This window comes from Natrarchaeobaculum aegyptiacum (genome assembly GCF_002156705.1).
Lineage (GTDB): Archaea > Halobacteriota > Halobacteria > Halobacteriales > Natrialbaceae > Natrarchaeobaculum > Natrarchaeobaculum aegyptiacum.
On the sequence record NZ_CP019893.1, the window covers coordinates 1758224 to 1780660 of the forward strand.

The 22437-nt window shown below is 62.2% G+C and carries 27 protein-coding genes, 1 tRNA gene and 1 pseudogene; 17 read left to right on the forward strand and 12 right to left on the reverse strand.

Going from position 1 to position 22437, the window contains the following annotated elements; genetic code table 11:
* Positions 1-5: 5 nt before the first annotated feature.
* Together B1756_RS08655 and B1756_RS08660 are read right to left on the reverse strand one after the other, a co-directional pair.
* Complete coding sequence (locus B1756_RS08655) at positions 6-971, reverse strand: AAA family ATPase (protein WP_086888182.1); 966 nt, start codon at positions 969-971, stop codon at positions 6-8.
* A 171-nt stretch (positions 972-1142) separates the two neighbouring features.
* Positions 1143-1406, reverse strand: a complete 264-nt coding sequence (locus B1756_RS08660; RefSeq protein ID WP_086888183.1) for a DUF8028 family protein — start codon at positions 1404-1406, stop codon at positions 1143-1145.
* A gap of 385 nt (positions 1407-1791) precedes the next feature.
* On the opposite strand from B1756_RS08660, the gene hisB reads away from it, so the two are divergent.
* On the forward strand, positions 1792-2418 hold the full coding sequence (gene hisB / locus B1756_RS08665) for an imidazoleglycerol-phosphate dehydratase HisB (protein WP_086888184.1): 627 nt from the start codon (positions 1792-1794) through the stop codon (positions 2416-2418).
* A gap of 76 nt (positions 2419-2494) precedes the next feature.
* Here hisB and B1756_RS08670 read toward each other — a convergent pair whose 3' ends face one another.
* Positions 2495-3523, reverse strand: coding sequence for a prolipoprotein diacylglyceryl transferase (locus B1756_RS08670; RefSeq protein WP_086888185.1), 1029 nt, complete (start codon positions 3521-3523; stop codon positions 2495-2497).
* A gap of 141 nt (positions 3524-3664) precedes the next feature.
* On the opposite strand from B1756_RS08670, the gene B1756_RS08675 reads away from it, so the two are divergent.
* The gene (locus tag B1756_RS08675) at positions 3665-4168 is read left to right on the forward strand and encodes a TrpY family transcription regulator (protein ID WP_086888186.1); all 504 of its coding nucleotides are present in this window, start codon (positions 3665-3667) and stop codon (positions 4166-4168) included.
* Positions 4169-4196: 28 nt separating this feature from the next.
* Here the strand turns inward: B1756_RS08675 and B1756_RS08680 are convergent, their stop codons facing one another.
* Positions 4197-4598: a DUF7522 family protein gene (locus B1756_RS08680; RefSeq protein WP_086888187.1), complete on the reverse strand. Its 402-nt coding sequence runs from the start codon at positions 4596-4598 to the stop codon at positions 4197-4199.
* A gap of 284 nt (positions 4599-4882) precedes the next feature.
* Between B1756_RS08680 and B1756_RS08685 the strand changes: the two genes are divergently transcribed.
* The 5 genes and pseudogenes from B1756_RS08685 (at position 4883) to B1756_RS19190 (ending at position 8512) form a co-directional block, all read left to right on the forward strand.
* On the forward strand, positions 4883-5491 hold the full coding sequence (locus tag B1756_RS08685; RefSeq protein ID WP_086888188.1) for an IMPACT family protein: 609 nt from the start codon (positions 4883-4885) through the stop codon (positions 5489-5491).
* Positions 5492-5762: 271 nt separating this feature from the next.
* Positions 5763-6248, forward strand: coding sequence for a hypothetical protein (locus B1756_RS08690; RefSeq protein WP_086888189.1), 486 nt, complete (start codon positions 5763-5765; stop codon positions 6246-6248).
* Positions 6249-6301: 53 nt separating this feature from the next.
* Positions 6302-6611 (forward strand): annotated as a pseudogene (locus B1756_RS19855) (PD-(D/E)XK family putative nuclease); the annotation flags it as partial.
* Positions 6612-6881: 270 nt separating this feature from the next.
* Positions 6882-7880 (forward strand): IS110 family RNA-guided transposase, encoded by a 999-nt coding sequence (locus B1756_RS08700; RefSeq protein WP_086888190.1) that lies wholly within the window; start codon positions 6882-6884, stop codon positions 7878-7880.
* Between the two features lie 365 nt (positions 7881-8245).
* Positions 8246-8512 (forward strand): hypothetical protein, encoded by a 267-nt coding sequence (locus B1756_RS19190; RefSeq protein ID WP_152031283.1) that lies wholly within the window; start codon positions 8246-8248, stop codon positions 8510-8512.
* A 230-nt stretch (positions 8513-8742) separates the two neighbouring features.
* On the opposite strand, the gene B1756_RS08705 is transcribed toward B1756_RS19190, so the two are convergent.
* Positions 8743-9525, reverse strand: a complete 783-nt coding sequence (locus B1756_RS08705; protein ID WP_086888191.1) for a hypothetical protein — start codon at positions 9523-9525, stop codon at positions 8743-8745.
* A gap of 483 nt (positions 9526-10008) precedes the next feature.
* On the opposite strand from B1756_RS08705, the gene B1756_RS08710 reads away from it, so the two are divergent.
* A complete protein-coding gene (locus B1756_RS08710) occupies positions 10009-10254 on the forward strand; it encodes a DUF2061 domain-containing protein (protein ID WP_086888192.1) in 246 nt (81 codons plus the stop codon).
* A 298-nt stretch (positions 10255-10552) separates the two neighbouring features.
* Here B1756_RS08710 and B1756_RS08715 read toward each other — a convergent pair whose 3' ends face one another.
* The 6 genes from B1756_RS08715 to B1756_RS19620 all read right to left on the reverse strand — a co-directional run bounded on the left by B1756_RS08715 (position 10553) and on the right by B1756_RS19620 (position 13582).
* Positions 10553-11056 (reverse strand): hypothetical protein, encoded by a 504-nt coding sequence (locus tag B1756_RS08715; RefSeq protein WP_228434546.1) that lies wholly within the window; start codon positions 11054-11056, stop codon positions 10553-10555.
* A gap of 246 nt (positions 11057-11302) precedes the next feature.
* Positions 11303-11761, reverse strand: a complete 459-nt coding sequence (locus tag B1756_RS08720; RefSeq protein WP_228434548.1) for an ester cyclase — start codon at positions 11759-11761, stop codon at positions 11303-11305.
* Between the two features lie 478 nt (positions 11762-12239).
* On the reverse strand, positions 12240-12746 hold the full coding sequence (locus B1756_RS08725) for a GNAT family N-acetyltransferase (protein ID WP_086888194.1): 507 nt from the start codon (positions 12744-12746) through the stop codon (positions 12240-12242).
* A gap of 170 nt (positions 12747-12916) precedes the next feature.
* Positions 12917-13102 carry a hypothetical protein gene (locus tag B1756_RS08730; RefSeq protein ID WP_086888195.1) on the reverse strand — a complete coding sequence of 62 codons (186 nt, stop codon included), beginning with the start codon at positions 13100-13102 and terminating at the stop codon, positions 12917-12919.
* A gap of 203 nt (positions 13103-13305) precedes the next feature.
* Positions 13306-13380, reverse strand: a tRNA-Arg gene (locus tag B1756_RS08735).
* A gap of 61 nt (positions 13381-13441) precedes the next feature.
* Positions 13442-13582 (reverse strand): hypothetical protein, encoded by a 141-nt coding sequence (locus B1756_RS19620; RefSeq protein ID WP_186336522.1) that lies wholly within the window; start codon positions 13580-13582, stop codon positions 13442-13444.
* A 465-nt stretch (positions 13583-14047) separates the two neighbouring features.
* Here B1756_RS19620 and B1756_RS08745 point away from each other — a divergent pair, with 465 nt between their 5' ends.
* From B1756_RS08745 to B1756_RS08755, 3 genes are all read left to right on the forward strand, one after another.
* Positions 14048-14653, forward strand: coding sequence for an AAA family ATPase (locus B1756_RS08745; protein ID WP_086888197.1), 606 nt, complete (start codon positions 14048-14050; stop codon positions 14651-14653).
* Positions 14650-15063, forward strand: coding sequence for an RNA-binding domain-containing protein (locus tag B1756_RS08750; RefSeq protein ID WP_086888198.1), 414 nt, complete (start codon positions 14650-14652; stop codon positions 15061-15063). Before B1756_RS08745 ends, B1756_RS08750 begins: the two co-directional genes overlap by 4 nt.
* Before the next feature lie 99 nt (positions 15064-15162).
* Positions 15163-16104, forward strand: a complete 942-nt coding sequence (locus B1756_RS08755) for a MaoC/PaaZ C-terminal domain-containing protein (protein ID WP_086888199.1) — start codon at positions 15163-15165, stop codon at positions 16102-16104.
* 41 nt (positions 16105-16145) lie between these two features.
* Here the strand turns inward: B1756_RS08755 and B1756_RS08760 are convergent, their stop codons facing one another.
* Positions 16146-17534, reverse strand: coding sequence for a signal recognition particle protein Srp54 (locus B1756_RS08760; RefSeq protein ID WP_086888200.1), 1389 nt, complete (start codon positions 17532-17534; stop codon positions 16146-16148).
* A gap of 279 nt (positions 17535-17813) precedes the next feature.
* On the opposite strand from B1756_RS08760, the gene B1756_RS08765 reads away from it, so the two are divergent.
* The 6 genes from B1756_RS08765 (at position 17814) to B1756_RS08785 (ending at position 22436) form a co-directional block, all read left to right on the forward strand.
* Entirely contained in the window at positions 17814-18107 is a 294-nt protein-coding gene (locus tag B1756_RS08765) for a hypothetical protein (RefSeq protein ID WP_086888201.1), read from the forward strand.
* Between the two features lie 126 nt (positions 18108-18233).
* Complete coding sequence (locus B1756_RS08770) at positions 18234-18488, forward strand: type II toxin-antitoxin system HicB family antitoxin (RefSeq protein WP_086888202.1); 255 nt, start codon at positions 18234-18236, stop codon at positions 18486-18488.
* Positions 18489-18569: 81 nt separating this feature from the next.
* The gene (locus B1756_RS08775) at positions 18570-20132 is read left to right on the forward strand and encodes a dihydrolipoyl dehydrogenase family protein (protein ID WP_086888203.1); all 1563 of its coding nucleotides are present in this window, start codon (positions 18570-18572) and stop codon (positions 20130-20132) included.
* Positions 20133-20252: 120 nt separating this feature from the next.
* Entirely contained in the window at positions 20253-20387 is a 135-nt protein-coding gene (locus tag B1756_RS20045; RefSeq protein WP_267128239.1) for a DUF7859 family protein, read from the forward strand.
* A 117-nt stretch (positions 20388-20504) separates the two neighbouring features.
* On the forward strand, positions 20505-21602 hold the full coding sequence (locus tag B1756_RS08780) for a hypothetical protein (RefSeq protein WP_086888204.1): 1098 nt from the start codon (positions 20505-20507) through the stop codon (positions 21600-21602).
* 60 nt (positions 21603-21662) lie between these two features.
* Entirely contained in the window at positions 21663-22436 is a 774-nt protein-coding gene (locus B1756_RS08785; RefSeq protein WP_086888205.1) for a class I SAM-dependent methyltransferase, read from the forward strand.
* The last annotated feature ends 1 nt before the right edge of the window (position 22437 follow it).

Genomic DNA, 22437 nt, shown 5'->3' on the forward strand with positions numbered 1-22437 from the left:
CGGGATCAGGGCTGGACCGCCGGCACCTCGACGCGCTCGAGCACGTCCCGGACCACGGTCGCCCCGTCGACGCCTTCGATACGGGCGTCGGTCGTCAACACGAGCCGATGTTGCATCACCGGCTCGGCGATCAGTTTCACGTCGTCGGGGACGACGTACTCACGGCCGGCGATCACCGCTCGCGCTCTCGCAGCCTCGAAGTACCGCTGTATGCCTCGCGGCGAGATCCCGATCTCGACTCTGGGGTCCGTCCGGGTCGCCCGCGCGAGTTCCACGAGGTACTCCCGCACTGGCCGTTCCATCGTCACCCGCTCTGGAACCCGCTGGAGCGCTCGTACGCCGTCCGTGTCGAGCACCGGTTCGACCGAGGGCATCTTCGTCTCCCGGCGGCTCCGCCGCTCGATCAACTCGAGTTCGCCCGCCGCATCGGGGTAGCCGATCGACGATTTCACCATGAACCGGTCGCGCTGGGCCTCCGGCAGTTCGAAGGTCCCCTCCTGTTCGACCGGGTTCTGCGTCGCGATCACGAGAAACGGATCCGGCAACTCACGGGTCGTCCCGTCGACGGTCACCTGCCCCTCGTCCATCGCCTCGAGCAGCGCAGCCTGCGTCTTGGGTGGCGCGCGGTTGATCTCGTCGGCCAGCACGACGTTCGCGAACACCGGCCCCGCCGTGAACTCGAACGTGCCCGTCTGTTCGTTGAACACGTGCGAGCCGGTGATGTCACTCGGTAGCAGGTCCGGGGTGAACTGGATCCGACTGAATTCGAGGCCGAGCGCCTGAGCGAGCGTCAGCGCCGTCAGTGTCTTACCCGTCCCGGGGACGTCCTCCAGCAAGACGTGCCCACGCGCGAGCGCGGCCGTGAGAACGTGCTCGAGGAACGAACGGTCGGTGATCACCGCGTCGCTGATCCGATCGATGACGGCACCACAGCGCTCGCTCGCGGCCGCCACCGAAACGTCGTTGCTCATCGAGAGATACTGTCCGCCCGAGCCACAAGAACGTAGCGGCGGTACGTACTGAACCGCGGCTGACTCGTCTCTCGAAGACGGATCCTGGATACGGAGAACCAGATCGGCTACAGGGGCTGACAGAAGGTAGAACGAGATGGCAACAGCGGGCGTTCAGGGCAGTTGCGGGCGCTAGTGCTGATTGTAGCCGTGGCCGACGTACAGCGCGAGGACGTTGACGCCGAGCAGGGCCAGGAAAGTCAGGGTGACGGCCGGATCACCGAGTCCCTGCGCGAGCAGCGGGACGTGGACGAACGGCAGGGCGATCGCGATCCAGAACGAGAGGAACTGGGCGGGTCCCTTGATCGTCTCGAGGAGGGTTCGGCCGTCGCTCTGATCCGTCTCGGGGCCCGACGGCGTGAGCGATTCGTTCGTGAGCGGGGAGGGGTTAGTCACAGGGTGGTCACCTCGTCTCGAGAGAGACATTCACCTTGCACATCATATAACGGGCTGAATATTGGTTCTATTTCGACCCGTTTCACCCTGCTAACGGACGTCCTACGACATTTCGTGACGCTTCGAGAGGTCTCGAGACGTTTTATACTCGATGGAAACGCTGTATCTCGAGATTGTGAACGATCTATACACGATCAACACTGGAACGCCACCGATCCGACGTTCTCTCACCAATCTGTTATTCCTGGGATGGGAGGGACTGGGTAGCTGTTCCCCTCGCGAGCGCGGCTGGTCGTGACTCTTACCGGTCGACCCGTCGCGACCGGATCGTGACGGCACTGCGGCGAGCGCAACCCCCTTGTATCCGTGGTGCGACCGGCAGGACATGAACGAGAGTGCGAGCGCGAACGGTGACGAGAACGAGGCCCGTACGGCCACCGTCACCCGCGAGACCGGTGAAACCGAGATCGAGTGCACGCTCGCCGTCGACGGCACCGGCACCGCCGACGTCGAGACCGGAATCGGATTTTTCGATCACATGCTCACGGCACTGGCCAAACACGGCTTCTTCGACCTCGAGCTCACCTGCGACGGCGACCTCGAGGTCGACGACCACCACACCGTCGAGGACGTCGCGATCGTCGTCGGGACGGCACTGGACGAGGCGCTGGGTGACCGTTCCGGGATCGTCCGGTACGCAGACCGGCGGGTTCCACTGGACGAGGCCGTCGCGAGCGCCGTCGTCGACGTCAGTGGTCGCCCCCGGTTTTACTTCGAGGGCTCGTTCTCCCAGGACACCGTCGGCGAGTTCACGAGCGATATGGCCCGCCACTTCGGTGAGTCACTCGCGATGAACGCCGGCCTGACCCTCCACGTCGCCGTCGACGGCGAGAACGCACACCACGAAGTCGAGGCGCTGTTCAAGGCCCTCGCCCGGACGCTCGACGACGCCACGCGGATCGACGAACGACGGGAGGGAACGCCGAGCACCAAAGGGACGCTCGACGGCTGATCGGTCGCTCCGGCTTCGGCTCCCCGTGTGTTCGCTCTTCTCGAGTCTGCTCGTGCGTACTTCGGCCCGAGACGCCTCAGGCGCGATGAAGTTCGCCTCCCTGCTCGAGGAACGTCCCGCGCTCGAGCGTCCGGTCGACGATCGCCTCCGCCTCGTGATCCTCGAGGTCGTACGCGCTCGCGGCCAGCTCTTCGGCGGCAACGCGCTCGATCGGGAGGTCGCGGTTCTGCAGGAGGCGGATTACCTTGGCCACCGTTCGCCGGTCGACCGTCGACTGCGTCCGGCCGTCGTCCGTCGGGTCCGCGTGGCTCGCGGTGCTCGAGGTGGTGTCGTCACCCTGCTCGACGTCGTCGGTGCTCGCCTCGGATTCGTCAGCGTCTCCCTCGACCGGTTCGTCGGCTCTCACGACACCACTGCGGCCCCCCTCCGGTTCGACCGGTGTACTCCCGGCGGCGTTGCCCTGTCCCGACTCACCCGCGGCGGTTTCGTCGAACGTGATCCCCGTCCGTTCACCGGTCGCATCCGGCTCCGTGGTCCCATCGGCCCCGTCGACTCGAGCGCGTTCGGACGGATCGTCTCCCGCGTCCGTCCCGGCTGCTTCATCGGGACCTGTCCTCTCTTCGGGTGTCGTGAGAGACGCGTTCGGCCGTCTTCGCTGCCGCCGCTTCTCCGTCGATTCGTCGGCCGACGCCACGACCGATCCCGGTTGATCCGCTTCGGCGTCGGTCGCTTCTGGCTCGTCCGCTTCCGGGTCGACCGGCTCGGGATCGACCGCTTCGAGCGCTCGAGGATCGCGACCGGGCGCGTCGCTGGGGTTCGGTTCGGCTGCGGTGCCAGCACTATCGTCGTCCGTCAGGGTGCGATCCGGCTGCTGGTTCGACGTCCGACCGGCGGGGAAGCCGTCGGACCCGGGTTCGTCACCACCCTCCGCCGGACTCGCGCGGGCAAGCAACGGCTCGAGCAGGACCTCGAGGCGCTGTTTGCACGACTCACAGAGGACGGCTCGCCGGCGTTCGGCTTCGGTAGGCTCGAGTTCGGGCGGGACGACGTCGAACGTTCCGAGGGCGTCTGCGTCACAGAAGTCGCAGCTTCGAAGCGGGCGCATGTCGGGGGCCTACCACCGGGGACGATAAAAACGTCCGGTCGACCGAACTGTCACGTCATCTGGCACAGACGTTGGTGTCGTCGGTTCGCTGCGTGCACGGGATCACCGCACCTTATACCGCCCGCGTGGTACTATTCGGCCATGTTCGACGAGATCATGGAGAAATTCGAGGGGTCGCCGAGCCAGCAGGCCGTGATTCGGCTGCTGCTCGAGCGCGGCTTTTCGGTCAACGACGATGGCCGAGTCGTCTCCGGGGGGATCGAAATACCGAACACCGGCATCGCCCGCGAGATCGACGTCGATCGCCGCGTCGTCGACTCGACCACGGACGTCATCCTCGAGGACCCGGAACTGCGCCGGATCTTCCAGAACATCTCCCAGGTGCCCAGCCTGATGGACCTCGCGCCCGTCCTCGACCTGACGGTCCTTTCGATCACGGTCCACGATGCCGAGGCGGAGGGAATCGTCGCTGGCGTCACCGGGACGCTCGCCGACCACGGCGTCTCGATCCGCCAGACGATCAGCGAGGATCCGGAGTTCACCGACGAACCCAAACTCTACCTGGTCACCGACCACGACCTCTCCGGCGAGGTCATCACCGACATTCGCGACCTCGAGTTCGTGCGCAAGATCGAACTACAGTAGCAGGTGGTGGGCTGGCGAACGCGTCCGGTCACTCACCTTCGACGTCCATTACGTCGTGACTTTCGAGCACCGACTCGAGGGCGCTCGTCAGCTCTTCGAATCGCTCCATCGACATGTCGTCGACGGTCACCCAGACGCCGTGATCGCCGCGGATCACTCGCGACAGGTAGCCGTTCTCGAACAGTCGAATCGTCGCCTCGTACTCCCCGAGCTGTGAGTTTCGGTACGCCGACTGCGAGCGAAAGCCAAGCCGCTCGTGTTCGGCAAACCCGACGAGATCCGCCGTTCGATCGAGGTCAGATCGCAGGTACAGCTGTTCGAGGTCGTCTTCGGTAAAGTACGAGATGCTCCGAAGCTCGTCGCCAACCGTCGTCCGACAGACCGACAGCAGTTCGTCCGCGAGCGTCTGGTCGATAGCGTCGCCCTCCATGCGTTGGCATAGCACACCATTCCCTATGAGACTGTCGGACGGCGACGATTTCGCACCTCGACTCGGTCTGTGGGTCGTTTGACGGGTGTATTTCCGCCGTCGGGTGATCACGATCTTCTGGCCCTGTCTCCGACGTGGCTGGTGGGCGTTCTCACGGCCGGCGACGGCTGCTCGAGGCCTGCCTGCCCCGGGGACCGATGGGCTCTTTTCGCGGGTCCCGTACTGTTGGGTATGATCGTGACGGCGAGCGCGGCACCATCGAGTACCGCCAGGGGTGGGCGACGGTGAGCGGAACCTACCAGACCCTCGAGGGACCGGCCACGGCCTCGTTCGCCGTCCAGGGCTCGGAATTCATCGGCCACGCTCGCCCCGCCGACAGCGTCGCGGCAGCCGAATCCTTCGTCGACGCCGTCAGCGAGGAGTACGCCGACGCGACCCACAACGTCCCCGCCTACCGCGTCCGGGCCGACGCCGACGGCGACCTGCTACGCGAATACTCGAGCGACGCGGGCGAACCCTCCGGTTCGGCTGGCAAACCCGCGTTGAACGTCCTCGCCCAGCAGGACATAGAGAACTGCGCCGTGGTCGTCACCCGCTACTACGGCGGGACGAACCTCGGGGTGGGTGGACTCGTCCGGGCCTATTCCCGTGCAGTGAAGGAGGCCGTCGAGGAAGCCGGAATCGTCGAGGAACGCCCCCACGAACGCGTGGCGATTACGGTCGCCTACGACGACTCCGGGACCGTCCGCGGGATTCTGGAAAGTGAGGGCCTCGAGTTCGACGCCGACTACGAGGCCGAGGTCAGCTTCGAGGTACGGGTCCCACTCGCAGAGAGCGACGCCCTTCGGGACCGACTCCGGAGCGCGACGAGCGGACGCGTGGACCTATCCTGAGACTCGAGGGTGTGGGTAGGTTCCACACGAAACGAGGGGGTCTGGGTGGGCGATTCTGGTGGGTTGTGAATAGATACTGTAGGCGGATTTTGTTGGATGATGAACGTGTTTTCGGGTGGAGGGGTCGGGGCTCGAGATGATAGGGCTGCAAATGGGTGCCTGTTCACTGATTCCTGGGTAAACCATCCGCCAGCACATCAGTTTCACTCCACTAGACTCTCCTGTTCAGGGACTGTGAGCTATTTGAGGGCCTGTCGTGGCAATTTTTCACATGGGAAGAAAACCACGATCACGACGAGTGATTCTGGCAGCCCTCGGCAGTGTTGCCGCTGGGAGCACAGCAGCAAAGGCAACCGATCATCACGAGGATCTGGATCGACCACGGACGATCGAAGAGAACGGTATCGAATTCACGAAATGGGACTGTTCACGCGTCATCATCGAGGATCATACCGGACGAGCAGATCACATCAATATTCTCGTGCGGTACCTCGGACTCGAGATGCTAGACGATCCAGACGACGAGCCTCAACGTCTGGTGCAGGATCTGTCGACCGCGACCAGTTTGCCGGAACTCGACGGGAGAGTGGATATCAACGTCAACGAATACGCGCACGAAGTGCGACCAGAGCGTGGCTCGATCGTAATCAGCGAAATACGGGTGAGTAACTCTGATGGTGAGGGACAGTTGGCTCACGTCGTCTGGCCATCAGATGAATGGGACTGTGACTATGTGATGCACCAAGAGGTCGAATAGTGGTCTAGTTCTGTGATTCTTCTGTTGACAGGTCGTATTCTTTCATGCTCACGCTCGAGCAGTGTAGCTGGCACGATGCCCGCTTTCTGAACGGGACTCCCGTCGGGATCAAGGGCACCATGCTCGAGAACCGCGACGGCCAGCCGGGGGAAACTCCAAGGTCTACCGGGCGTATCCCGACCGACCCCGGCGGGCTGACGGCGGTACTGTTTCGTCGTCTATCGGACACACGGCCGGTCTGGCTGCACGATCGTCAAGGACAAGATGGTGAAGGTGTCGAACCTCCCACTACTCCGGTGGCACGACGGTGGCGATCACCGCGGGACTGAGCAGGCGAAGATATCGATTACAGACGTCTTTTGATGTCGTGTGGTGCTTACGTTTGATAACGTGACAGGAAACCGCTGCTGACTCGATGGAAATTCTGCTATATCCCATGAGAGCGTGAAACAAGTATGGGACGCAAGAGACCGAGCTGTATTCCGTGCCCGAGAGCACGTGCTGCTGACTGGTCCGAGTGCGTAGGAAGCCGAGTCCTGGGCATTACAGCCCGACTGCCGCCAGGAGCGGCAGTCGGGAAAGCCCGCATAGGTGAATCTCTGTTTCACGCACCGGCGTTCCAAGGTGAGCCCAATGTTCATTGGAATCGACGTACACAAGCGGTACTCACAGATCGCAGTACTGGACAAAAACGGTGAGATCGTCGAAGAGGTTCGCGTCGAAAACGCGAACCTCGACGACTTTGCCCAGCGGTACGCTGGGTCCAAAGCCGCGCTTGAAGCCACCAGCAACTACTACCACATCCACGATACGCTTTCAGCGTATCTGGATGTGACTGTCGCTAACCCCGGCGAATTGAAGCTGATCTCTGACTCGGATAAGAAAACTGACCGCGTTGATGCGAAACAACTCGCTCGAATGCTTCGGTTAGGCTCGGTTCCAGAAAGCTACGTTCCAACCGACGAGGTTCGGCAAGCCCGCGCACTCGTGCGCGGGCGCCAGAAACTCGTTGAGAACCGGACTGAGTACGCGAACAAGATCCATGGCTTGTTGAGTGACCACGGTATCACCCGTGAGGTAAAGCCGTTGAGTGTGGAGGGACGAGAGTTCCTGGCGGAACTCTCGCTCCCGGCACCGTGGGACGCGTTGTTGGAGTCGTACCTGGAACTGATTCAGGTGCTCACCGAGCAAATCGAATCGTTAGAAGCAGAGATCGAGGAGCGGGCTGGGTCTCTGAAGGAGACCCAGCTCCTGATGACGATTCCTGGTGTGAGTTACTTTACGGCGTTGACGATTTACGCGGAGTTGGGCGAGGTCAACCGGTTTGACCGGGCCAAGGAAGTTGTTAGCTACTTCGGGTTGAACCCGATAATCCGCGAGTCTGGCGACTCGCGGTTTGAGGGAAGCATCTCGAAGCGAGGGTCAGGACGGGTCCGGTGGCTGCTCGTTCAAGCGTCGTACACAGCGGTTCATACATGCGAAGACGAGTACCTTAGCCGGTTCTACAACCGGTTAGCTCGAAAGAAGAACTCGAAAACAGCGATTGTGGCAACCGCTCGGAAGTTGCTGGTTTCAATGTATCATATGCTGGACCGTGAGGAGGTGTACGATCCACCAGGGGTGAGTGCCTGAGCGCCGCCGGGGCGGCGCTCATTGGCTGGCTGGTGGCAGCGTGAGTGATTACTCTCGCAAACAGGAAGTCCCCCGCCTGATGGTTGTGACAGTAGCCACCGGTTCGCCGGTTGTCGATTCTAGGCCAGAAAACCACAGCAAGTCCTTGTCGCCCGAAGAATTATCTTGGCAAACGTGGTTTGATCGATTAGCAGAATTTCCATAGGTGAATATAGAGGATAGATTCAGCACGAGGGCTTCGTTTGTTTCACACCGAACGCGATGAATCGTCCGCTCACTACTCGTGCGGGCTGACCGCTTGCCTCCTAACAACCCTTCAAATCCCTCTCTATAGAATATAATTCTGAGTGTGGCGCAAGGTTCTTATGTCAATGGAGAATATAATCAGCATGGTTGCTATTGGGATTGGTACCCCTGCATTCTTGATTGGACAGTCAGCTATCTCTGGTTACGCAATAAATGAAACATATGGAAAATCGCTAGTGGGAGCTATCGCACTTGGCGTCGGAATTTTCACACTTGGAATAGTTGGGGTGCTTATTTTTGATAGTATTGTGATTCCACTGGTGGCCCAGATGATTCTCTTGCTATTTCATCTATTATGGAAGAGAGTATCTGGTGCAGGGGCTTAGAACGAAAATCATCTATAGTGAGCGATGTGTGCTTGGTCTGTACTGAGCGTTTGACCTTCTGCGTCCATCGCTACTTAGTCTGTGCCACATTCGCGCTGTAAGTTCAACACGCCTCGCTCAATCTATCCAGTAGCTGGTAGAAAGCGCGTGCAACATCCAGAGCGTGAGTTCAGCAGTGGGAGTTTGGTATTCAGGTAGAGTCGGAATGTCACTGATGGCTGCCGATGCGTTTACTCGTCGATCCAGTCGGGTGCGTCGACCTCGGCGTCCACAGTGTCGAACTCGTAGACGACGGAGACGGACTCGCTGTCGTCGAGGTTCCGATGGTAGTGCGCATACGACATCCCGGGCGTGAGGCGGTAGGAGACGTCGGCCCGGTGTAGCTGCTGGTCGCCGTCGACGACGACCTCCCCGTCGGTGTGTGAGAGGCGGAAGTCTCGGCCAGGGCCGTCATACAAATGCCAGGCGTCGCTGGCGGCGTACACATCGAACCCGTCCGTGGTGCTGGCTGTCTCGTAGTCCGCCCGGTAGAGCGTCGACCAGGCGATGTACCGCCAGGAATCGACGACCTTCGCAGGCGGGGTGACTTCATCGCCCTCGAGGATGACGACGTGGCGGTTGTCCTCCTGGTAGCGGTCGACGACCTCGCCGTCGGAATCGTCGGCGAGGCGGTCGGCTTCCTCCTCGTCGACGACGCTGATGCGGGCGTGCGTAACGGAGCTGTTGCCGGGCGAGTATCGCTCCACGTAGTAGTTGCCGCCGTCCGTCTCGAGGACGAGGTGCTCGGCGCCTTCGGCGGCCGTGACGTACGAATAGTCGAAGAACATTACGCCATCGATATGGACGGCTGCCGTCTCGGTGTTGGGGACGGTGGCGTCGGTGCCGGCAGTGGTGTCGAACGGGATCGACCGGTCGGTCGACTCGAGAGGAAGGGTGAACGCGAGGCCGACGCTGGCGGCCAAGAGGACGACAACGACCGCGGCGAGAATGAGGCGTCGCGGAGCGATGTCCATGACTGGCCACAGCCATCTATCTTTGAAAAATATTTCGGAGTTTTGACCCTCGAAACGCCCGATCAGGAACTGTAGATGTATGGGCTGCCGGGATGCCCACGGTCGCGGCACTTCATCCGAAAGTGACCGTCGTCATCGCCTCGGTACCGCTCCGTGTCGAGCGAGTCGCATTCGACGCACCAGTTCGTCACGGTTCGTTCCTGACCTCGTCACTCGTTCCGGTCGAGCGAACGCCTGTGCTGCATGTGCGCTGTGGATTCAGCACGGATTGTTCGAACTGCTCAGATTCTGTCAGGAGTGGTGTGACCGACTTAGAGCATTAGTGCACCATGACGGTTGGCTTTATTTCGCCCATATAGGCTTGATACACCCGGAAGAGAACCTGCGTATTGAGCGAGCAGTTCGAATGAATTTCCGTAGACCAAACCAATCGGTGACGACACCAGAAACAATTAACTTTTCACTCTATGTTAACCAGAATTGATGAAGTTGGCTCGGCTCTTCACGTGGTCTCCCCACCAGGGGCAGCTCCGTGCAATCGTAAAGACACTCTGCTACCGCCTGTTTATGATCATGATTACGGTTGGTGTCGCATGGATCATTACGGGGAGCGGGACTGACGCAGTAAGTATCGGCATCGTCACGAACGTCACCAAGACGTTCACATACTATCTCTACGAGCGAATGTGGGACCACATTACTTGGGGAATTGACCCCAACCCCAACTGATCCGCTATTCCTATGTTCGGTATCGACTCTATACTGATCGATCACTCATCTTCGCAGATGGCTCTCAGTCCGTGCCACATTCGCGCGGTGAATTCAGCACGTCTCATTCAATCTATTCAGTAGCTGGTAGAAAGCGCGTGCTGAATCCAGAGGATGGGTGCAGCACGACAATCCCGTTTGTTTCACGTCGGGATCAGTGAACCATCCGCACACTACACGTGCGAACTGAACACTGTATTTGAACTAGTTTGCAGTAATGAAACCGCCAATAATTGTAATTAGAAGTGGGGAGATGTCATCAGTCGTCAGGTCGCTCTTCGACGGTGACTATTGGGTCGTAGGTTTGGTAAACCTGTCCGATCCCGGTGCCTGCGATGAGTTCCCAGTCGCCAGCGACTGTCGCTTCAAACAACCCAGTAGTGAAAAACCTCGCTGCCCCGGACGGGATTTCGTCATCATCGTCAACAACGATGGTGGCCGTTTGAACGCCCGAATCTTCGTTCGGTGGGACGAGTTCAACATCGACTTCACCGGTAATGGATTCGCCACCAGCGTTTCCGAGAACAACTGCGATTTCAAATTCGTCACCAACGGTGACGCCGCCTGGTTCCTGTGGCTGATTCCGAAGGAGAATGAACTCACCGGGGGCGTCTTCATCGACCTCAAACTGGGGTGCATCAGAAGTAGTATCCGTTTCGGCAGTATCTTCATCACCGGTATTGTCTGTGTTAGAACTATTCAGGCATCCAGCGATAATTGATGCACTGACTGGAAGGGTGGTGAGGAGGGCACGACGGCGCATAGTTAATTCACATTTCGTTGGAGTATAAATATTGATGGAGTTTTCGTCCCAGTGATGTACCCTTCACCTGTACTGGGCGATCACCACCTCCGCAAATCAAGCAGAATCTCTTGCCACATTCGCGCTGTGGGTTCAGCACGAGCTGTTCGAACTAGCCGACTTCTGTCAGAAACGTTGTGACACACCCAGAGTATATCTTGTCGTTCCCCGATTCGCCGTCATTGAGGTAAATGAAGATGGACAGCACTAGTCGGTCTGTGGTTCAATGAGGCCGAGCTGTTGCATCACCCCGAAATAATCAGCCTGCCCATACTCTTCGATGATTTGACCGTCTCGCACAGTGAATACTGTCGTGCCCGTATACTGTGCCTTCTCACCGGAGGCCTCCGGGAGGCTGCCTAGTGGAAGCTCCCAAGAGCGGCCGGTGTGTGTCCCACCTCCCTCCCAGAGGGCGACCACTCGGTCGCCTTCAGCGATCAGTTCGTCGGTAAGCTCAAACCTCCCTTCTGGGAACCGCTGCTTATATCCAATAATGCGTTTCTTGACTTCTTCACGTCCTTGCACTTCACCGGCCAGTGGGTAGTACCACCGAATGTCATCTGCGGCGAGTTCGTCGACGATGTCGGGGTTCGGTTCGCCCCAGTACTCGGACCACCAGCGTGAGACAATCTCTTTATTCGTTTCATGTGTCGAGGGTTTTGCCATAGATTGAATCACCCACATTTCCTTTGGGGTCTACTATCATAGCGTCATCCGCTGAAAAATCTGCAGATGGTGAACAAGAGGGACATAATTCGAGAAAAGACGTGAGCGATACGCGCGGTGAATTCAGCACGTCTCATTCAATCTATTCAGTAGCTGGTAGAAAGCGCGTGCTGAATCCAGAGAGTGGGTTCATCACCAGCATCCGGGCGAGCAAAGCGAGCCCGGTTCTCGGGCGGCGAGGCCGTGGGCCGAGCCGTCCGCCTTTTTCATCGAAGTTTTTGCGCGAGCGGTTCGCCTCCGGCGAACCCGACGCCGAAAAAGTTCGCGCCTTGTATGCAGCAATCCCGCTGAAATCTATCATCGACTGGGGTTTCAATTAGGCCGCTTATGTTGCCCACTCAAGCCGGATACAACCGATTCACGCGGATGCGAAGGTACCACTCCGAAATGTAACAATTATAATATTATGGGGGTCGGATCAGAGTGGTTTCGTATAAACGTACTCCTTGACTTCCGGTTTCAGGTCGCTATCCTGGGTTCTGATCCGTTTGAAGCTTGCCGATTCGTAGAACGAGACGCCCACCTCGTTGTCCGCAAGGACGGCAAGGTACAGCCGATCGTATTCTCCGCGAAGGGAGTCTTGGACGTGCTCGAGCAGCGCCGTACCACTTCCTTCGCCCCACCGGTCGGGACGGACGTAGATCCGGTTCAGCGATGCGACCGCTGGCCGATCGCGGTGCGGACCGGCATGCACGAAGCCGACGGGTTCGTCCGCTTCCTCGGCGATCAGGCAGACGGCGTCTTCACGGGCATGTGACTCCGCAATCGACGCCTTGAGGTTCTCAAGTGCGTACCACTGGTTGATCGTCTCCGTGACGGTCTCCTCTCCGAGGATCGGGTCGTAGGCGGCGTGCCAGCTCTTACGAGCAATTTCACGGATTGCCGCCGCGTCGTCCGGGACTGCACATCGAACGTCCAGAGGCACGCCTCTTTGTTTGACACCAGGGGGATAAACTGTTACTCTCCCTCACTCATTGGTCAGTAGAATCATCAAAAGCCCCTCTCGCTGAGTAGGTGATCACTGGTAGCTCTCAGAAGAGGCGCATTCCTCAGTAGTTACCCCTCCGTTCGTACTACACTCGCGATATATATTCATCAGCGTGTGACAAACCTCTCAAGTCTTGTTAGTGACTTATCTTTTACCCTTGCTCTGACAAAGACCGAGCTTTCCACGTCGAAGGTGATCGCTCGAGTCGAGAGTGTCTCGGCGATCTCCTCTCGCTGCTTCTGGGTGAGGTCGTCGCGCTCGAGGACGTCGCTGGTTCTCTCCTGATCGCCCACTCAGAAGCCGCCCGACGAATCGACGAGCGTGCTCGAGGTTGCACTACTTCGAACCCCTCGAGGTGCGTGACTCGCTCGTTGCGTCCACTTTCTGCAGAATCGCTTGCACGATGGGATTCGAACCACGGTCGGAGACAAGCACCTCCCTGATTCGAATCCCACGAGATCCGTTCCGCACGGCTCACAACCGTTCGCCGGCGTCACGGGCACGATGGGATTCGAACCCACGACCGTCGGATTAGAAGTCCGACGCTCTATCCAGACTGAGCTACGTGCCCTCGAGTACGTCTCACCCATCGAGTGGTATAAGCAGTACGGATTTGCCCCCTCGAGACCGGATCACAGGTCCATGAACCTGAGAAATGCCCCGAGGGCCACGAGCACGAGTCCGATGGCAGCCCCCACGAACGGCGGTAACACCGGAATCGGGATCACGATCAGGAGGATGCCGACGAGGAGCACCTTCGTTGACAGTCGCATGGGATGGGCGTCCACCTCGAGGACATTAGTCTCGAGGGGTGCCATAGAGTGTGTTGTTGTGACCGTCCGTTCTCCCACCTGTATTGAATGAGAACACCTCGAAAGCCCCTGCCGGCGTCCAGTCGATGGCCTGGCGAGACGCTTCGCGTCTCGCTGGCATTCGCTCACTCCGGTCGCGAATAGCTCGCTGCGCGCTTCGGTCGCTTTGCTCCCTCCAGTGCTTGCGTCGCCCGTCTTCCCGGACGCCGGCAGCCCCTTTCATTCCCGCCCGCGGTGGCATGGTCGGCTTGGCGACATGGGTGGGAATGAAAGGGGGCGACTCGTGCGTGGCGGTGGAGCCGCCACGCACGAGTCGGGGGCTTTCGAGGTATCCACACCAGTTCTCGAGGGTCCAACCGCTATCCCACCCACACCGACAACCTCGAGGCACAGTCCTTAAGCGCTCGTCGCCGTTATCCGGGGGTAATGCACGTCATCGGAACGGTGGGGTTGCCCGGGAGCGGCAAGGGCGAGGCAGCCACCGTCGCGCGTGAGGAGGGAATTCCCGTGGTGACGATGGGCGACGTCGTTCGCCAGGAGACGGCCGATCGCGGCCTCGACCCGTCAAAAGATCACGGGACGGTCGCCCAGGCGTTGCGCGAAGAGAACGGGCCGACGGCGATCGCCGAGCGCTCGCTGCCGATGATCGAGGACCGCCTCGAGAATCACGATGCGGTCGTGGTCGACGGCATTCGATCGGATACCGAGGTGGACGTCTTCGAGGAGCGATTCGACGAGGCGTTCACGCTCGTGAGTATCGAGGCCCCCTTCGACCTGCGGGCCGAGCGGATCGACGCCCGCGGGCGGGACGCGGGCGAGAACGACGGCGGCGAAGCGCTCGCAGACCGTGACGAACGCGAGCGCGGGTTCGGGATGGACGACGCGATGGAGCGTGCGGACGTCGTCGTCGAGAACACGGACACGCTCGAGGCGTTCCACGACCGGATTCGCAAGGTAATCCGTGAGGGGCCGTCGGTGGCGTCGGAATCCGACCAGCTGGACGACGAACCGACGGAGGCGCGCCAGCCATGACCGACGTCTACCGGGTCGACGTCGAGATCACCGCCCCCGTCTACGACACCGAGGTGACGGCCCGGGTTGCAGACGCGATCACCAACATCTTCCCGAACGCGGAACTCGAGGAATCCTACGGCGAGTTCCGCGGTGAGGCCCACTCCCTCGAGCACTTTTCCGATCTCCTGCATCGACAGGAGATCCTCGATACGGCCCGCGGGGAGTTCTTCTCGAATCGCGAGGGGGACGTCTTCTCGTTCGCACTGAAGAAGCAGGCGGCCTTCGAGGGGCGAGTCAATTTCTCGGTCGGCGAACCGGACGAACTCGGCGAAATCGCGGTCCGAGTTCGCGTCGACGAGCCGACGCTCGAGGAGTACGTCGACCAGATCGCGCCGCCGACGGAGGACGGGCGGCCGATCGAGGGCTGACGTCCCGGCGCAATTCTGCCGCAGACGCGATTTTCAAGCTCCGAACGTGTCTGATTCGAGGGGCAAACACCGTAGTGGCCTGGCGTGGGAGGCCGTCGTATGCACGACGCGATTCCGGTTTCGGAGATTATGGTCACGGACGTGGTCACCCTGCCGACGGACGCCGCGGTGCCCGATGCCGCCCTCGAGATGCGCGATGCGGGCGTCAGTTCGGTCGTCGTTACCGACGCCGATGTCGATACGGCTGTGCCCGTGGGAATCGTCACGGAAGGCGACTTCGCCACCGAACTCTGTCGCCACCCCGATATGGGCGACCTCGAGCTCGAGGCGGTGATGTCGACGCCACTCGAGACGATCGAACCCGGCGCGTCGATCGTCGAGGCTGTCTCGGCGTTACGGGACGCTGATCTCGAACATTTGCCGGTGGTGGCCGACAGTGATCCCGGCGCTGTCGGCGGCTCCACCCTCGAAGGGATCGTTACGACGACAGAACTCACCTACTACGTGCCCCACCTGGTCCATCGACGGCGCACTCGAGCGCAACAGCCACCCCGGCAGCAGGTGCGGACGGACACGTTGTACGAGCGTGACGACTGGCAGTTCGAGTACCGCGGCGCAGACGAATCCACGGTTTCGGTCGGGGACGTCGCCCGGTTTTCGAAGGCGATCACCGCCGATGACGTCGAGGCGTTCGCCGAGGTGACGGGCGATACGAATCGGGTGCACCTCGACGAGGCGTACGCAGTCGAGAGCCGATTTGGCGAGCCGATCGCCCACGGTGTCCTCGCAAACGGCGTCGTCAGCGCGACGCTGGCCCGGCTACCGGGGCTGACGATCTATCTCTCACAGGAGAGTAGCTTCCTCGCACCCGTCTCGATCGGCGACCGTGTCACCGCGACCTGCGAGGTCACCGAGGAACTGGGTGGCTCGAGATACCGGGTCGACACGGTCGTTACCGACGGCGAGGGGACGGTGGCACTCGAGGGTGATGCAGTGGTACTGGTCGACGAGTTGCCCGAGAGCGCCGACCTCGAGCCGTAAGCAAGCGGGTGAGGAACGTGTGAACGCGTGTGGACGACCGATCAGAACGGCCCCATGCCGCCGAGGCCGCCGCCACCGCCGCCTTGCTGTTCCATCTGTTTCATCATGCGCTGCATCTCCTGTTCGGAGCCCATGTTCTGGAACTGCTTGATGGTCCGTTCCATCATCTTGTACTGCTGGAGGAGTTCGCGGACGTCGTCTTCGCTGGTGCCCGAGCCGCGGGCGATGCGCTCGATCTGACTCGCGCCAACGGCCTTGGGGTACTCCTTTTCGGCGTCGGTCATCGAGTCCATGATGACGGTGAACTTCTGCATCCGGTCCTGGGTGACGTCCATCGCGTCGTCGGGAAGCTGGTCTTTGATCCCGCCGCCGAAGCCGGGGATCATGTCGAGCACCTGATCGAGCGGCCCCATGTTGTTCATCGCCTCCATCTGTTTTTGCATGTCGTTCAGGGTGAAGTTGCCCTGCAACATGTCCTCGGGGTCCCAGTCGTCTTCCTCGATGTCGGTCTCCTGCATCGCGCGCTCGACGCGTTCGGCGAGCTGGGAGAGGTCCCCCATCCCGAGCAGCCGCGAGATGAAGCCGTTTGGCTCGAAGCGTTCGACGTCCTGAACCTCCTCACCGGTGCCGAGGAAGGCGATCGACGAGTCGGTCTGGTCGACGGCAGTCAGCGCACCGCCACCTTTCGCCGTCCCGTCGAGCTTGGTGATGACGACGCCGTCGATGCCGATCGACTCGTCGAACTGGCTCGCCTGCTCTTTCGCACCTTGCCCGATCGCGGCGTCGAGCACCAGCAGGGAGGTGTCGGGCTCGACGACGCCCTCGATCTGTTCGATCTCGTCGATCAGGTCGTCCTCGAGCGCGTGGCGACCCGCGGTGTCCACGATGTGGACCTCGGCGTCGCTCGTCTCCTCGAGGCCTTTCCGGGCGATGTCGACGGGGTCGTCGTTGTCGGGGTTGCCGTAGAAGTCGACCTCCGCGCGCTCGCACATCTCCTTTGCCTGGTCGTACGCACCGGGTCGGAAGGTGTCGGTCTGGATCACGGCGGGTCGGAGCCCCTTCGTCGAGAACCACCAGGCCATCTTCGCGGCGGAGGTGGTCTTCCCAGACCCCTGCAGGCCGGCGAGCAGGATGGTCTGATCCTCGAGTGGCAACTCCGTCGAGTCGCCGATGAGGTCGACCAGTTCCTCGTAGACGATGCGGAGGACGAAATCCCGGGCCGGGGTGCCAGCCGGGGGTTCTTCCTCGAGCGATCGCTCCTTGATGCTGTCCGACAGTTCCATCACGAGCGAGACGTCGACGTCGGCCGCCAGCAGCGACCGCTGGATCTCCTTGACGACCTCCTCGACGTCCTCCTCGCTGATTCGGGACTTCCCGCGGAGTTTGTCGAGGGTGCCCCGCAGCGAACTCCCGAGATCGTCGAGTACCATTTACAGAGCGTAGGGGCCGACGCCGTTAAAGGCTTTTTCTACGGGCGACACGGCAGTGCTGCTCGAGTGGGGATTACGATTATTCTCAGGTCTGCTCGATCCGCGATTCGATCGCGGCGAGCCGCCGCTCGAGACGCTCGAGCGGCTGACGATCCCGTGGGCCAGTCGACGGCGGATCGTCGGGTCGGTCGTCCAACTTCAGGTCGAGATCGTGAGTGTTCGTCGTCGGTGGCCAGCAGTCTGGGTACAATTATATGTCTTCCAACCGTAACTGCGTGCATGGAACGGGAACCCGACCTCGAGACCGACGGCGGTGAACCGACCGAGATGTCCCCCGAGGAACTCTACACCGTCGTCAACGCTGCCGTCACGGACGCACTTCTCGACGTTCTCGCGACCGTCGTCCTGCTCGGGCTCGGCCTGCTGTTCGTCGCTGGCGGCCTCCAGGGAATTTTCGAGTCTTCAGACGCCATCAGCTACGTTGCCAGCGGCGCGCTCCTCGGGTTCGGGCTCGTCCTCATCGCGGTCGCACTGGATCTCGTCCCGTCGTTCCACGAGAAACTGCTCGGGTAGGATTACAGGTTGACAGGCCAATGCCACGGTCTTTAGTCGCGGGAGGATGTCAAGAGTCATCGCAGCGTGACCGCACCGCCGGCGAACGTCGGTGCGTATTTCCCCCGACGCCCCCAACGGCCGCCTATGAGTTCCGAGGAACCCGACACCGAACCCGTCGCCCTCGAGGACGTCGACGTCGAGCCGGCCGACTACGAGGCGCTCGCCGACGCCGACGTCCGCCTGCGCGTCAACGACCACGGCCTCTACATCGCCGACGACCTCGAGACCAGCGTCTCGAGCCAGGGGCAGTCGCCCGGCGCGGCGATCGAGAACCTTGCCGAGGCGGTCGACTCCTACCTCGAATCGAGGACGGACGAGACGGGCGACGACTGGCTCTGACTTCGCTCTGCCGACCGGTCGTCTCTCGAACCAGCCAGCGCACGCGACCGTTTTACGGGTCCGACCGTGGTCGAGCGATGCATGGCCGATGGCGACGGCGACAGTGTGGACGGGGACGAGATCGGGGTTGCGGCCGAAGACGACTTCGATGTCGTCGTGATCGGCGGCGGCTCCGGCAGTCAGGTCGCGACCGCGGCGGCCGGGTGCGGCCTCGAGACGGCCGTGATCGAACCCGGGCCCCTTGGCGGGGCCTGCATCACTCGCGGCTGCGTCCCTTCGAAGGCCCTCCTGCAGCGGGCCGAGGTCGCCGAGACGATCCGCCGGGCTGGTCGGTTCGGCCTCGAGGCCAGCCTCGAGTCGGTCGACTACGGGGCGATCACGGCCGCGGTCCACGACCTCGTGTACGAGAAGGCCGACCGACAGGAACGCTCGCTCGAGGACGCAGACGGTGTCACCCTGTTCCGCGGTGAGGGGCGGTTCGTCGACGAGCGGACGGTGGCGATCGATCCGGTCGAGGGTGGTGACGACGACGGTCCTCGTCGCATTCAGGGCGAACACGTCGTGATCGCCGTCGGCAGTCGACCCACGACGCCGCCGATCGACGGCCTCGAGGACGTCGACTTCCTGACGAGCGACGACGCGCTCTTTCTCGAGGAGCAACCGGACTCGCTCGCGGTGGTCGGCGGCGGCTACGTTGGCGCCGAACTCGCGTACTTCTTCGCCGCCCTCGGCACCGAGGTGACGGTCGTCGGTCGGAGTGATCGACTCGTTCCCCGAGAGGACGAGGCCGTGAGCGTGGCTGTAACGGAGTCACTCGAGAACCGCTGTGACCTGTACACTGGCTACGAGGCCGCCGCGGTCTCACAGGCAGACGGCACGGTGACAGTCACTGCCGAACCCGTCGAGGACACGGGCGACGGTGACGACGGGCACGACGAGGACGCCGATCCGGTCGACCTCGAGGCCGACGCGCTCCTCGTCGCCGCCGGTCGCACGCCGAACACCGACACCCTCGATCTCGAGAACGCGGGCATCGGGGCCGACGATGAGGGATACCTCGAGACAGACGACCGGCTCGAGACCGGGGCCGAGAACGTCTGGGCGCTCGGTGACGTCCTGGGCGCGGAACCGTACAAACACGCCGCCGATTACGAGGCTGAAATCGTGGCGGCGAACGTGCTCACCGAGTCCGGCGTCCTCCCCGAGACAGCCGACCTCGAGCGCGAAGTCGACTATCGCGCGATGCCACACGCGATCTTCACCAGTCCGGAAGCCGCGAGCGTCGGGCAGACCGAGGACGAACTCGAGGAGTCCGGCCGCGAGTTCGAGTCGACCCGGGTCAGCTACGACGCAGCGCCGAAAGGGCTGCTGCTCGACCTCGAGGCTGGGGAGGCGTTCGTCAAGGTACTCTCGAGCCCCGACGGCGAGATTCTGGGTTGCCACGTCGTCGGCCCGGACGCTGCGTCGCTGCTGCAGGAGGTCGTCGTCGCGATGGAACGGGGTGGGGGGACCGTCGACGACGTGGCCGGGACGGTCCACGTCCACCCGGCGCTGAACGAGGTGGTGCTGGCGGCGTTCGAGGCGGCGGCCGACCGCGACCTCTCGACGGCACCCGACTGGCGTGACGTCGCGGGCGACTCCTGATTGCCGGAGCCGCGACCGGAATCGACCGACGGGGATACGGTCGTCACCTGCCCCGAACGGCCTTTCGAGCGCCGGAGCACGTCGAAACGACTTTGGAACCCGGTGCGTTATCGCTCCCGTATGGTCGACCTCATCCCCGACGACCCCGTCATCGTCGCCATCGTCCTGATCCTGCTCTCCCTGATCTTCTTCACCTACTTGCTGCTCCGGCGGACCCTCCTCGAGTTCCGGGACGGCATGCGCGGCGGCCGGTGAGGACGGATCGGGAAAACTGGTCCTCGAGCCGTCGTCGCCTGACCTGACGTCGTCGACGGCGTCGCGCTCGAGTCACCGTATCGAAGCGTTCAATTCCCTGTCGTCTCATTCGTCGGTATGGTCCCCTCCCCGTCAGATGACTCCGATTCTGGGCTCCCGTCTGATCACGACCCTAACGCGGGCACAGATTCCGCCCCTGGTCCTGATCCGAATCACGACTCGAGCGTCGGTTCGGACCGCCACTCGAACGGCGGATCGGACGGTCCGCCCCCGTCTTCGGGTGCGTTCGGTCGGCACGTCACCCACGCCGCCGACCGGTTCGACGCACTCCTCCCGTTCGCGCTGGTGCCGCTCGCACTCTCGTTGCTGAATCTCGAGAACGTCCGTCGAACGCTCGACCCCGGGGGCGTCACGATCAACCTCGAGTTCGCCTTCCCCACGCCGCTTCTCGACCTCTGGTCGCTGGCCGACCCACCACCGCCAGCGCCCGATTCGATACCGGTCGGAGACGCCGGACCGGGAACCGGCGGGGGCGATCCGTTCGACGAGGCCAGGGCGGGTGGACAGCCAGCCGGCTCGGAGCACACGCTCGAGGTGCCGCTGTACGGTAAAATCCCGCTCGAGGCCGTCGGACCCGAACTCGCGGGCTGGTTCGGACTCGTACTGGTCGGTTCGATCGTCCTCTACGCCGCCGTCGCGGCGGGCTACCTCGGTGGAATCGACCGCCGACTCCGCGACGAACGGGGGTCGACCCTCGAGTCGCTGATCCGCTACACCCCGTCGCTGCTCGGCTACTACGCGCTGGTCTTCGCAGCGTTCGCGGTTGCTCTCGTTCCCCCGCTGGTCGCCGGTATCGCCGGACTGATTGTCGTCTTCCCGCTGATCCTCCTCGTCGGCTACCTCTTCTACGCCGCGCCGTTCCTGATCGTCGTCGACGACGCGTCGCTGCCTGCGTCGCTCCGTCGCTCGTACGCGTTCGCAGTCGGCGGTGGGGCCTACCTGGCGTTCGCCGTCTGGCACCTCCTGTTCGCGGCGGTCGCCTCGCTCCCGCTGTCACTCGTCGTCAGTCTTGGGGGCGCAGTCGGACTCGCGATCGCAGCCCCCGTCGCAGCGGTGGTTGGCCTGCTTCTCACGGCCGCGACGGTCTCGCTCGTCCAGGAACTGGTCGCGTGGGAGGGTGACGGCTCGAGTCCTGCGCCAGCGGACTCGGTCTGACGTGACTGGCCGATACACTTCGCCCGAAGCTACGTTCCGGTTGCTGGCGTCTGTACGCGTATGACCACAGATCAGCGGTCGACAGACCCTGCAGCGGATGCCGACTCCTCGAGCAGTCGTCGTGACGGCGCCACTCGAGCCGACGGTCGACCCCGAGATTCAGACCACGAGGCCCACCTCGAGCGAAGCCGTCGGGTGTGGAATCGCTGGAGCGACTGGTACGGGATGAGTGAACGGGACTTCGAACCGATCCGGGAGCGGGCGATTTCCCGGCTGGACCTGCACCCGGGGGATCGCGTGCTCGAGGTGGGCTGTGGACCCGGAGTCAACTTCGCGTCCGTCCGCGACAAGATCGGGTCCGAGGGCCGGCTCGTCGGCGTCGACTACAGTCAGGACATGGTCGAAAACGCGCGCGAGCGCGTCAAGGAGCACGGCTGGGAGAACGTCGACGTCGTCCGGGCGGACGCGACGACGGTCGACCTCGACGAGCGCTTCGACGCCGCCATCGCGACGCTCTCGCTGAGCGTGATGCCCGACGTTCGCGCGGTCCTCGAGACCGTCCGCCGTCACCTCGTCCCCGGTGCACCGATCATCGTGGTGGACGTGAGGCCTGCGCCGAGTGGCCCCCTGCGACTCCTGAACCCGCTCATCTGGCGGTTCTTCCGGTGGTATGCCAACTGGAACCCCGACGAGAACGTGCTCGAGGCCCTCGACGACACACTCGAGGAGTGTCGCGTCGTCGAGACGGTCATGGCCGGAACTGCATATACGGCGCTCTGTCGGACAGGCGAGCGGCGAGCCGACGTCCAGCGAGCCGACGACTCCCACCGCTAGC

Coding starts and splice junctions, on each gene's coding strand:
- B1756_RS19620 (WP_186336522.1), bottom strand. CDS start 13,582: ATGCGACTGTCAACGAAGGTGCTCCTCGTCGGCATCCTCCTGATCGTG.
- B1756_RS08700 (WP_086888190.1), top strand. CDS start 6,882: ATGTTCATTGGAATCGACGTACACAAGCGGTACTCACAGATCGCAGTA.
- B1756_RS08755 (WP_086888199.1), top strand. CDS start 15,163: ATGCACGACGCGATTCCGGTTTCGGAGATTATGGTCACGGACGTGGTC.
- B1756_RS08670 (WP_086888185.1), bottom strand. CDS start 3,523: ATGCGCCCGCTTCGAAGCTGCGACTTCTGTGACGCAGACGCCCTCGGA.
- B1756_RS19190 (WP_152031283.1), top strand. CDS start 8,246: ATGTCAATGGAGAATATAATCAGCATGGTTGCTATTGGGATTGGTACC.
- B1756_RS08745 (WP_086888197.1), top strand. CDS start 14,048: ATGCACGTCATCGGAACGGTGGGGTTGCCCGGGAGCGGCAAGGGCGAG.
- B1756_RS08775 (WP_086888203.1), top strand. CDS start 18,570: ATGGCCGATGGCGACGGCGACAGTGTGGACGGGGACGAGATCGGGGTT.
- B1756_RS08675 (WP_086888186.1), top strand. CDS start 3,665: ATGTTCGACGAGATCATGGAGAAATTCGAGGGGTCGCCGAGCCAGCAG.
- B1756_RS08690 (WP_086888189.1), top strand. CDS start 5,763: ATGGGAAGAAAACCACGATCACGACGAGTGATTCTGGCAGCCCTCGGC.
- B1756_RS08750 (WP_086888198.1), top strand. CDS start 14,650: ATGACCGACGTCTACCGGGTCGACGTCGAGATCACCGCCCCCGTCTAC.
- B1756_RS08680 (WP_086888187.1), bottom strand. CDS start 4,598: ATGGAGGGCGACGCTATCGACCAGACGCTCGCGGACGAACTGCTGTCG.
- hisB (WP_086888184.1), top strand. CDS start 1,792: ATGAACGAGAGTGCGAGCGCGAACGGTGACGAGAACGAGGCCCGTACG.
- B1756_RS08765 (WP_086888201.1), top strand. CDS start 17,814: ATGGAACGGGAACCCGACCTCGAGACCGACGGCGGTGAACCGACCGAG.
- B1756_RS08760 (WP_086888200.1), bottom strand. CDS start 17,534: ATGGTACTCGACGATCTCGGGAGTTCGCTGCGGGGCACCCTCGACAAA.
- B1756_RS08705 (WP_086888191.1), bottom strand. CDS start 9,525: ATGGACATCGCTCCGCGACGCCTCATTCTCGCCGCGGTCGTTGTCGTC.
- B1756_RS08785 (WP_086888205.1), top strand. CDS start 21,663: ATGACCACAGATCAGCGGTCGACAGACCCTGCAGCGGATGCCGACTCC.
- B1756_RS20045 (WP_267128239.1), top strand. CDS start 20,253: ATGGTCGACCTCATCCCCGACGACCCCGTCATCGTCGCCATCGTCCTG.
- B1756_RS08715 (WP_228434546.1), bottom strand. CDS start 11,056: ATGCGCCGTCGTGCCCTCCTCACCACCCTTCCAGTCAGTGCATCAATT.
- B1756_RS08720 (WP_228434548.1), bottom strand. CDS start 11,761: ATGGCAAAACCCTCGACACATGAAACGAATAAAGAGATTGTCTCACGC.
- B1756_RS08770 (WP_086888202.1), top strand. CDS start 18,234: ATGAGTTCCGAGGAACCCGACACCGAACCCGTCGCCCTCGAGGACGTC.
- B1756_RS08710 (WP_086888192.1), top strand. CDS start 10,009: ATGAAGTTGGCTCGGCTCTTCACGTGGTCTCCCCACCAGGGGCAGCTC.
- B1756_RS08655 (WP_086888182.1), bottom strand. CDS start 971: ATGAGCAACGACGTTTCGGTGGCGGCCGCGAGCGAGCGCTGTGGTGCC.
- B1756_RS08780 (WP_086888204.1), top strand. CDS start 20,505: ATGGTCCCCTCCCCGTCAGATGACTCCGATTCTGGGCTCCCGTCTGAT.